This window comes from Paenibacillus forsythiae T98 (assembly GCF_000520735.1).
Classification (GTDB): domain Bacteria; phylum Bacillota; class Bacilli; order Paenibacillales; family Paenibacillaceae; genus Paenibacillus_AQ; species Paenibacillus_AQ forsythiae.
Window position 1 is genome coordinate 1 of record NZ_ASSC01000428.1, and the last position, 2,276, is coordinate 2,276.

The 2,276-nt window shown below is 58.3% G+C and carries 2 protein-coding genes; one reads left to right on the top strand and one right to left on the bottom strand.

What is annotated here, in order from left to right:
* Positions 1 to 165 precede the first annotated feature (165 nt).
* Entirely contained in the window at positions 166 to 561 is a 396-nt protein-coding gene (locus tag L692_RS0113715) for an FMN-binding protein (protein WP_025700683.1), read from the top strand.
* Between the two features lie 413 nt (positions 562 to 974).
* Here L692_RS0113715 and L692_RS0113725 read toward each other — a convergent pair.
* The coding region (locus L692_RS0113725) for an ABC-F family ATP-binding cassette domain-containing protein (protein ID WP_025700686.1) at positions 975 to 2,276 on the bottom strand (1,302 nt) is incomplete at its 5' end.

Below are 2,276 nucleotides of genomic sequence, written 5' to 3' on the forward strand. Positions count from 1 at the left end.
CTCGCCGCCATGAACGAGTTCTTCCGCATATCGGGCATGACCTGCAAAGGCCAAGTCGTCTGTCCGGGCGCCAAGAAGCTGACGGAAGTTCCGGCGAGACTGACTTCGCGAATCGAAAGCTTTTTCTAATATCCTACTGCCATTTCTAATCAGGGAGGTTTAGTTGTGAAGAAGAAACTGCTGATTGTCGCCGCTCTTATTGTACTCGTTGGGGCCGGATGGGGCCTTACCTATCTGTATCAGGTCCGCAGCTATCAAGCCAATATCAAGAATCTCACCATATCCAACATCCCCTTCTCCAGCCTGTCCAACGGGACTTATGTGGGAGAATACGATGTGCGCTTTATCGACGCCAAGGTTCAGGTCAGCGTGCACGACGGCAAAGTGACCCGGATCGACCTGTTGAAGCACAAGAACGGGCATGGCGCTCCCGCCGAAGCCATTCTGAAGGAAATCGTCGCGAAGCAGACGCTGGATGTGGATGCCGTCAGCGGTGCGAGCAATTCCAGCAAGGTTCTGAAAAAAGCGGTGGAGCTTGCGCTCGTTCAAGGCGAGAAATAATCGCTGTACATTTCGCTCGCCGGGAGGGCCTCCCTCCTCCAAAAAAAAGAAGCTGCCCTCAGCCAATTACGGCCGGGTAGCTTCTTTTGATGACAGCAGCTTCTTGTTGTGTTCCTCCTGCCGTTGATCTTTTGGCTGACCAACCGATGTATCGCCGCGAATCAAAGGGGAAATCTCCCTTTATTTTGCTGACAGGGGACGAATTCGGGTCGTTAGACGGAAAGACTCCCTCTAATCTCTGACATATAAACAAATTCCGGCGGTTCCCCCCAAACTAGCTGGAGTATTTCCCTCTAATCCGCTTTGCACCTGGATTTCGGGGCGTTTAGCTCCGCTTTTTCCATCTACCGGGTCCCATTCACTTTCCACGCCATGACTTCCCCCACAGGCATAAAGGTAATGAAAAATCACCACTAGTATCCACTCTTCTCCAGCTCCCCGATCCTCCGGCGCAGCCGCCGGATCTCCTCCAGCAGCGCCATGCCCGCCTCCTCGCTCTCCGGTGTTTCCGCCTGAATGAGCCGAGTCAGCCGCAGCTTCAGCACACCAAGCTCATCCTCTGCCTCCCGCTCCGCTTCCGTCAACGTATGCTCCCGGTCTTTGGACAGATATTCGCCATAGGTGCCGGGGAACTGTCTCGGGCTGCGCCCGCGCTCCAGCACCACCAGCCGGTTCGCGATATTCGAGAGCAAGTAACGGTCATGCGTGACAAGCAGCAGCGCGCCGGGATAAGCTCTCATAGCTTCCTCAATAACCTCCCTTGTATCAACATCAAGGTAGTTGGTCGGTTCGTCCAGAACCAGCAGATTCGCCCTGCCGAAGTAGAGCCGCAGGAAGGCGACGCGGCATTTCTCACCAAGGCTTAAGCTGCCGACCGGCTTGAAGGCATCGTCCCGTGTGAACAAGAAGCAGCCCAGGATTGTCCTTGCCTCCGTCACCGTCATTTCCGGGAGCTGAAGCAGGCTGTCCAGGATAGTGGAGGAGAGATCAAGCTGCTCCAGCTCCTGGGCAAAATATCCGACAGTCGTCTGCGGATGCAGGGCGACCGTTCCGCCGGTCGGCGCATAGATTCCCGCTAGCAGCTTCAGCAGCGTCGACTTGCCGGACCCGTTCGGCCCGATCACGCCGATCCGGTCGCACCGGCGGACCGAAAGGCTGAAGTCCTTCAGCAGAGGGCTCCCGCCCGGGTACGCAAACTCCGCATGCTCCGTTCTCAGCAGCGTCCCGGCGGCGAATTCCCCTCCCGCAAGCCGCATATTCAGCCGGGCGCTCTCCCGGGGCGCTGCCGTCCGCTCCCGGTCCAGCCGCTCCAGCGCCGTTTCCTTCGCATGCAGCCGGGAGACGTTCTTCTTCGACTTCGATCGCAGGAAATCGTTCTGCCCGGCGGCGCGGTGCGCCTGCCGGAACCATTCGGCATAACGCCGGATGGCTTCCTCCAGCTTCTTCTTTTCCATCTCCTGCTTTCTGTACCGCGCCTCCTGCTCCCTTGCTTCCACCGCCTTCTGCTCGCGGTAGCGCGTGTACCCTCCGGGATAACGTCTGCAGCCGTCCGGCCTCAGCTCCAGCACGGAGGTCGCCGTGCGGTCGATAAAGCGGCGGTCATGCGAGACGTACAGCACGGTGCCGGAATAGCCGGACACCCATTCCTCCAGCCATTCCATCGTATCGGCGTCAAGGTGGTTGGTCGGCTCATCCAGCAGCAGCAACTGCGGCTG